9 protein-coding genes are annotated in these 7,957 nt (G+C 36.5%); 1 reads left to right on the forward strand and 8 read right to left on the reverse strand.

All coding sequences use genetic code 11. From position 1 onward, the window contains the following. Positions 1-47: 47 nt before the first annotated feature. The 8 genes from BFJ97_RS14730 to BFJ97_RS14760 all read right to left on the reverse strand — a co-directional run bounded on the left by BFJ97_RS14730 (position 48) and on the right by BFJ97_RS14760 (position 7,768). Entirely contained in the window at positions 48-437 is a 390-nt protein-coding gene (locus tag BFJ97_RS14730) for a hypothetical protein (RefSeq protein ID WP_068985408.1), read from the reverse strand. Between the two features lie 11 nt (positions 438-448). Then, complete coding sequence (locus tag BFJ97_RS25475; RefSeq protein ID WP_302621799.1) at positions 449-580, reverse strand: hypothetical protein; 132 nt, start codon at positions 578-580, stop codon at positions 449-451. Positions 581-1,208: 628 nt separating this feature from the next. Beyond that, positions 1,209-1,598: a hypothetical protein gene (locus BFJ97_RS14735; protein WP_068985409.1), complete on the reverse strand. Its 390-nt coding sequence runs from the start codon at positions 1,596-1,598 to the stop codon at positions 1,209-1,211. A 316-nt stretch (positions 1,599-1,914) separates the two neighbouring features. Further along, on the reverse strand, positions 1,915-2,940 hold the full coding sequence (locus tag BFJ97_RS14740; RefSeq protein ID WP_068985410.1) for a restriction endonuclease subunit S: 1,026 nt from the start codon (positions 2,938-2,940) through the stop codon (positions 1,915-1,917). Next, a complete protein-coding gene (locus tag BFJ97_RS14745; RefSeq protein ID WP_068985411.1) occupies positions 2,927-4,729 on the reverse strand; it encodes an HsdM family class I SAM-dependent methyltransferase in 1,803 nt (600 codons plus the stop codon). The genes BFJ97_RS14740 and BFJ97_RS14745 overlap by 14 nt, the downstream gene beginning before the upstream one ends. A 482-nt stretch (positions 4,730-5,211) precedes the next feature. Beyond that, on the reverse strand, positions 5,212-6,117 hold the full coding sequence (locus BFJ97_RS14750; RefSeq protein ID WP_068985412.1) for an HNH endonuclease: 906 nt from the start codon (positions 6,115-6,117) through the stop codon (positions 5,212-5,214). Between the two features lie 54 nt (positions 6,118-6,171). Then, entirely contained in the window at positions 6,172-7,311 is a 1,140-nt protein-coding gene (locus tag BFJ97_RS14755) for a hypothetical protein (RefSeq protein ID WP_068985413.1), read from the reverse strand. A gap of 40 nt (positions 7,312-7,351) precedes the next feature. Further along, a complete protein-coding gene (locus BFJ97_RS14760; protein ID WP_068985414.1) occupies positions 7,352-7,768 on the reverse strand; it encodes an HNH endonuclease in 417 nt (138 codons plus the stop codon). Between the two features lie 73 nt (positions 7,769-7,841). Between BFJ97_RS14760 and BFJ97_RS23735 the strand changes: the two genes are divergently transcribed. Continuing rightward, a partial coding sequence (locus tag BFJ97_RS23735; protein ID WP_175401762.1) for a helix-turn-helix domain-containing protein occupies positions 7,842-7,957 on the forward strand: 116 nt, incomplete at its 3' end.

Genomic DNA, 7,957 nt, shown 5'->3' on the forward strand with positions numbered 1-7,957 from the left:
TCATTAGACACACAAAAAGCACTCTTTTCGAGTACTGTGCCTGTGCCTTACTGCTGTTTTCGTAAGGAATGAAGTTGCATATCCATTTCCTGCGATTTGTGTGTAAGATACCTTACAGATTCATGCAGTTCTTTGTGTGATACTTGTTCCATCTTTAAAGAAAGTATTTCTTGCTTCATGTCCATTAAAGTGATCTTAAAGAAATCTTGTGTTCTTTGAACCGCATTTTCAGATTCTCGTTGTGTTCTTACTTGTGACTGTATAGCTTTTTCAGTTTTTTCAAATTGTTGTTCAATGCCATTATGTTTGTTTTCGACTGATTCAAGGCGTTCTTCTACTTTATCAAGACGCTGTTTCATTTTGTCAAAGCGTTTTTTCATTTCAGTTTTCATTTCTTGTAGCATTTCCATAATTTCATTTGCCATGTTGTTATCCATTTTGACCACTCCTAACATTCATTCTTCCATTTCAAATCTATGCCTAAAAAGTCTAATGCACATACTTTTTCCACATATTCTTGATTTTGCAGTACTAATAATCCAATAATCTCTTTTAATGCTTCACGTTCCCAGTTCATCATTTACTTTCTCCTTTTTAAGTTAAAAACATATATATCTACACCTTAATTTATTTCTTTATTGAAAGTAAAATCTTATTTTTTTAGCATTACGATATATCGTAAAACGATTGTACTTGAGACTAATCGACTGCACAACTTTGTCACAATTATAAATTCACTTCGTAAAAATGCACATTTTCAGTAAAATAACTCTTTACAGTTTTAAACAATTCCCCTCACCATGAAGCCTAAGTTGAAGTCAACAGGTGTGCTAAAAATGACTTCTTACATCATTGAAACTAAAAATAGAATCAATGATATAGACAGACATTCGCTGATACATCATAAATCCGTCATTTGAGGTATCCAGTTGTACCCCCTTGTTTAAATGTTACCCTCTCGAATCAATACACATAGTTTCTACTTCTGCCCCCGAAATCTCTTGTAATCCGTCTACACACTTCTTGTATGTATCGTAAATGCTTATCCTACTGGTATGAGGAACTCGGCAACAATGCCTTTCTTTCAACTCGCAAAGCGTATGAATGCGTATGCCAGATCGAAACATTAGCAAAATCGTGGTTACGCCCCTAAATCCAATGAAGGTCGAATTATCTATGAAGTGAACCAGTTTAAGAATACCACTCTCTTAAGCTACTGCCTTTATCTCTGTATCTACCTTAATTTGAATCTTCAGCCAGAACTTATCTTTCAACCAATCATTGAAATAGAGTTTCCCTAACACGGCTTTAATAGTCTTTAAACGTATTTTCTTCGTTTGCTGTGAAACATCTAGACCTTCTAAGTAGCTATAAATTGTATCAATCGTAATTTCTTCTACATAGTAAATATTGTTGGTATTACAAAAACCACGAAAAATATAATTATAGCTATCAATAGTACGAGGTCTATTGCCAGCGATGTTCATTTGCTTAAATACAATTTCTAATGCGTAATCAATCAGTATCCACTTCACTTTAGGATTGATATGCCGCGCTTCCCTCATTGAAAAAACACCATGCTTCCTGCTTTTGTCCAAACAAAAAAACCTCCTATTCATCGTGTGAATTAGAAGGTTTATAAACGCAAGTATTCAATTAAATGTACCCTAAAAACGAAAAAAGCTAGGGAGTCTTTTTGAAAGTTTAACACCTTCATCAAGTTACCCTAACTCTTATAAACGTTGATATAGCATGTGATTTTAAGAATATCTTCGCCAATTTCTTAACCCCTTGCTCTTGGCTAACCTTTTCTCCTGACTTTTGGGCTCGGGACTTACACCCTATAGTTCATGCGCATACCACAAGTGCATTAACACCCGCCACCATCAAGACAGCAGGTCAACATTCCAATTATTAAATTGTTAACTGTATTGCAATCAAATCAGCTTCAGCGCTCACAATCATGGAACGCATGTATTCATCCATGTATGTCCAATCAGGATCACCATCAGTCGTAACGGGAAGTTTGATTGTATCTGCAATCATATCTTCCCGCTTCCATTTATCCACGTAATTGTATCTTGCACTAACTGCTTTAATTAACGGCGCAATAAACAAAGCAATTTCACGTGTCATCTGAAATTTCGGATACAATACGTTCACATCATCCGATGCCAGAAACGGTTCATCTTGATAAAATGTCTCACCAACGCTACCATTGTAACAAACAGTGAGTGTGTTCTTCGGATGTATATTCTCAGTGTTGCCAACTTGTGCAGTACATCCATTATTCATTGCCGATGAACCTATGAAACGGGTATCTCCCGGCTTCATATTAGCTTTGGTAAGACGTGTTCCCTTGACAACATTAAAAATATCACCAATTGGAAATCCCTTCCATACAGAGACATCCACCTCATGTTTTTCGCCATCTGCTCGGTTCAAAATCTCAAGATTTACCTCACATGCTTGCATGATCTCAGACATATATTGATCCATATACGCCCAGTCAGGCTCATCGTCGGCAGCTGGAAGTTTAATTCGTTCTTCTTTCAACAAATCTGGAAACAAACCAAAATTATACGGATACTTATGAGTTACAGTTTGCAAACATGATGCAAGAAATATGCAAGTCATCGAACTGTATTCACGCGTATCAATGTAGTAAATATCACGTCCGGACAAAAATGGCTCAGTCTGGTAGAAAAACGTCGCATTTTCAGCGCCCCATGTAATAACTCCAGCAGGACTCGGTTCTACACCATCTACAGTGTGAACACGGCATTTGATACCATTATTAAACTTCGTTCGTACGACATATGGAACACCTTCATCTGATTCAACAACTTGTCGAGTATGTAAAACTGCTGGCTTGACAAGGTTTGGGAACAGCTCACCAACAATGAACTCTTTCCATTCGCTCACATCAATCTTCGCCATTGCCCTCACTGCCTTTCTGCATTGCAATAGTCACGGTCTCGTCATCAGTGCTCACTCTGCTTGAATACATCGCAGTGGTCATTAGCTTTTCTCCGAAAGCCTTCGCATCGATGCCCTTTTGGAACATCAAGTAGTCCATCGCCATCTTACGGAAGTCCTCCTCGAAAATCTCGAACGGCTTCTGCGGCATCTGATACGACAAATGCTTGGAAGGGTCTATCCACTGACATGTAATGTTGCCAGACTGCTTTTCTATAACATCGATCCAGTCCGCTGCGATAGCAGGCCATTTGTCATAAACATCATGACGCCCCTTGTTCTTGACTGTTACCAGACCATCAGACTCCATGTAACAAGCAAAGAACTCTTTGTCATCCTGACCAACTCCCGCCTCAAAGACGAAAATACTCGTGGTAATGCCAACTCCAAAGAATAAGTCTTCAGGTAACTTGATGACCTTGCGTAGACGATGATTCTTCAAGATGCGCTTCATCTGCGTCTTACTTGCCTTTTCCAGCTTCTTATCAGGCAGGATAAATGCGCACTGCGTATGATTAGGGACGCTATCCAATACATTCTCAACGATTGTCATACATCCGTACTTATTCTCATAAGGTGGATTCATCAGTACCTTCGTGATAGGCTTCGATTTCATCCACTCGCACGCTGCATCAGTTCGGGCATCCATCTGCTCAAGATTCGTCTTACCGTCTTTGTGAATCAGCATGTTTGCACACGCAAGCGCGTATATCTCACGATCAAACTCGATGCCGTACAGATGACCCGACTTAATCTTCGCCGCTTCATCCGTCTGCATCCCACCTGCTTCACGAATCATGTTTGCCATAGCCTTTACAAGGAATCCACCGGATCCGCACGTTGCGTCCAGCACGTAATCATTCTTGTTCACATCGAGAATCTTATACATGAAGTCAGTGATGTGCTCAGGCGTGAATACCTGACCAGCTTCGGACTTCTTCTTGTAACGGTTGAACTCGTTGAAGAAGATTCCCATCACGTCCTCGCCACGCCATTCATTCGAATTGATGCACTCAGAAATCTCAACAACCCAATCAATGAAGTCATTGATTGCCTTCTGATTGTCCGTCGTGTTCATCTTGATATCGGAATACTCTTCTAGCAAGATGTCAATCTTCGTATTCTGTCTGCGGCTATTTTCTAGCGACTTAGAAAGCGTCGAGTGAATCGCCGTATGAAACGTAGCATATCCCATGTCTTTTAAGCGCTTCAATCCCGCACCGTAACGCTCTGCGACCAAGGCGCAAGCCGTAAAAATCATTCGATGGTATAAGTTTTTGATACCAAACTCGAAATGCAGACCATTGTTAATCTTTGCAGTCAGCTGATAGATACGTTCCTTGTCAATACTATCGACCATATAGAGCGACAAATAGTAGCCAACGCTCTGCAATTTATCAGGTGTCTTGATTTCTTCCTCACCCTTGAACACGCGAACGTCTTCGCCATTGTACAGAATACCAACGACCTTCTCATACTGCGTTTGCATTATTCGTACGTTCTTCAGCACCTCGTCGACCTGCGTCTGCCCTAGCTTAATACGTGTCGCCTTAGTCTCCAAAACCACTGCTACATCATTCTTATTATTCGGCAGATACCAGCCATCAGGCTTGTCCGCCACTCCCGGAAATCCGAGCTGATTGAACGTGGTCAACTGCCCAACACCAGAACGAGCCACGTCGCTATCAACAAATCCTAGAATGTCTCGTGCCATATCACGTACGGCATCCTCCGTCATATTCTTCGCCATATGTTAAACTTCCTCTCTATGAATATTGATATATCAATGGCTCATGCCATTTTTAAGTGTCTAAAAAATATTTTTCAACACATATATCTATCGTTACTTTGTAATTATTGATTTTTATTATAATCCATTCGAAAGTTTCGCTCTAGGATGAACTATTAATAGTATATTCTTATTTCCAACTCCAAGCTAAACCTAATTTCACTAAGTAACACTTATCACTATACCCTTTATAAGTTTTTCGACGCTAACCCCTCCGGCTTTACCAAAAATTTCATACGTATAGAGTTTAAAAAAATAAATTCTTTCTTTAGTTTTAATAAACTATTACACGTCTTAATCGCAGACTTTAAAGGTTCATGACCATTACATTTCAGCTCTTTATTTTACTACAAACTAAAAAGGGATTTTATGTATATTCCTTATTAATAACCATACTTTACAACAAATAGCATATCAATTTCACTTCTCCTTTTGTATTATTACTAGATAAAAACATACTTCTTATGCCACTTAAAATACTTCTTGTTCTCCTCATAACGCTCAACTCGCATCTTAGAATGTATTCCAAATTTATCATAACCAGCTTCATCAATCCGTTCAGAGATATGGATCTTACCTGAACCATCAAATGCAATATACCCTTTGTCATATAACGCATCATGATTACAGCATAATAACAATCCATTATAGGCATCTAACCGCTCTTCACGTGTGCTATCCTTCCAAGGCTTTGAATGACTTGCTCTTAGCATTGCAGGTAAATCTATACCACATAATGCACATTGATGATTCCACAAAGGAGTTAATACCTCTTTATATTTCTGCTGACCTTTACGAATTTTCACTTTTGCTTCTGCTTCTGTCTCTGCTATGATTGGTATAAATCTATTGCGTTCTTTACTTACAATATTTTCAATAGAAAATTCTAATTGTTCCTGATCCTCTTCATAGATATTCAAATCACTAATTAACTCTAATAACTTAATTGCAAGTATTTCATTACATGGATATAAGTAACCTTGATTTCCATCACCATTTTCCTGAAAAGCAGAATACTTAACTGGTAGGAGCGGGCTTATACCTAAAAAATAGTCCTTTACATTTAGGGCTACTTCAAACTCTTCATATATAGTTTCAATTTTATAACCCTCAACTTCATATCCTGGCTTATACGGATTTTGGGCTTCATAACAATCCGTTTTCACAATACTCATTGCTACAATTTCACCTTTTCTATAGTGAAAGATTCGATCTCCAGCTTTAACTTCCTTCATACGCTCCCAAAAATGCGGTGTTTGCCCTCTCTTATCTGCTTGATGGGACCAAATCACGCCACTATGCTTTTCTTCTTTATAGGTACGGCCTTGCATTACAATATAAAAATTCATTCTACCCCTTCTTTTCTCTTAAGCTTAATTTTCATAAAAAAACTGACCTATTGGTCAGCTTTTTTCATACCATAGATTTATATATACATTTTCGTATAATTCTTTTTCATCATCTATAGAATCTTCTTTACCTAAATAAAGAGAAATAGATAATAAGATTAAGACTGCACTATTAATTACTTGCCATAAATGTAAAACCGAAAACACAATACCATATTCTGTATTAAATGAATAATTGAACAAACCTAAACTAGCACTAAATAAGATTGCGTCTAATATAGATGCAAAGCTTACGGCACATTCATCATTAAATAACATAGGGGTAATATAATAAATAGTACCAAACAAAATGACTAACTCAATAAGTGAATGTATAACTAATGATAATCTTGTTTTGTTTCTAATAATTGAAGATTTGAAGCTCTGTTCATAAATTTTAGCTTCAGGATCATTAATATAATGGAATAGCTTAGAGTCTATTGCCACTACATCTTTATAAAACGCGTAGGACACTTCAATACCCCTAGAGATAATTCTAATTGTTAAAATCACATATACAATTTTCCAAGCAATTTCCCATGAAAGCCAATAAGTTAAAGAAATAATAATTAAACTTAATCCTATTGATATTATAACATTATAGTAGTTCGACCATTCAATAAAGAACTTTCTTTCAATTTTTATTTGTCCCCATTGTATAACATTAATTGCTCCTATCTTTTCGATTGAGTAAACACTATCGTTATCAATATCAATATTTTTGTTTCTTTGATATGCATCCCAAATTAAACCAGATTTAATTTCATCAACTATTTTCAGATCGAGTGAAAGATACTTAAAGTATTTTATATCCGAAGGTTTTTTTTTAAGCTTATAACTTACTTTAATTTGCCCTTCATTTTTGGATACATTCTCTATATTTCTTCTTGCATGAGATATTAACTTATAAATACGATTTTTAAAAAAGTAGACAATCCTATAATAAATTAACCAACTAATGATAATGAGAAAAATATCCGCAAAATTGAAATCAGTAAATTGTTCCACTACATTTGTTTTGCAGAAACTTATCCCAATTACAGCCACTATAAAAATGACAATACTACGATTTTTCCAATAGTTAATTCTCCAGTATGATTGAAGTTTACTAAAAAGCTCGATATGATCTTTTGTATATTTTAATTTTACTCTCATAATCTCCTCTATTTCACATTATAATTTAATGCAATATCCTTTAACCGTTTATATCTTCATTCAACGCTAAACTATGCATCTTCCTATGACAGTTAGGACATAACGCAACACAATTTTCAATTGTATCCTCTCCGCCTTTCCAGAGATCTTGGTAGGGATTTCTACTATCAACCGTATCAGTAAAAATAGTTAATGTCCCCGTACTACGAGAACGTTTCATCCCTCCTTGATCTGAACATAAAAGAATCCCTGAAATCTCTTGATTCAAGTAGTTTTTTCCAACCTCTAATTTTGTTGCTACCAAATCTTGACGATCCCTTTGCCAACGAATTACTTCATCTTTAGGATATTCATAATCTCTTCCAATTTTATTAAAAGGCATACCCAAGTTACGATATTCTCGCAGACTATTATCAGAAAGAGTAAATAACTTTTTTACTTCATCTTTTGTTAACATGGATGTATTATAGATGAGTGGACATACCTCGGTTAAATCAATAGAATTGAGTAAAGAGAGGACGTGTCCGACCATGAGTCAAAAAAAGTACAATAAAGAATTCAAACAAACAGTAGTCGAGCTTTATCGCTCGGGTACACCGGTCAATCAATTAGCTAGCGAATATGGTGTGTCAGAAGTCACAATTTA

The sequence above is a fragment of the Lysinibacillus xylanilyticus genome (genome assembly GCF_001708185.1).
In the GTDB taxonomy this organism is placed as follows: domain Bacteria; phylum Bacillota; class Bacilli; order Bacillales_A; family Planococcaceae; genus Lysinibacillus; species Lysinibacillus xylanilyticus_A.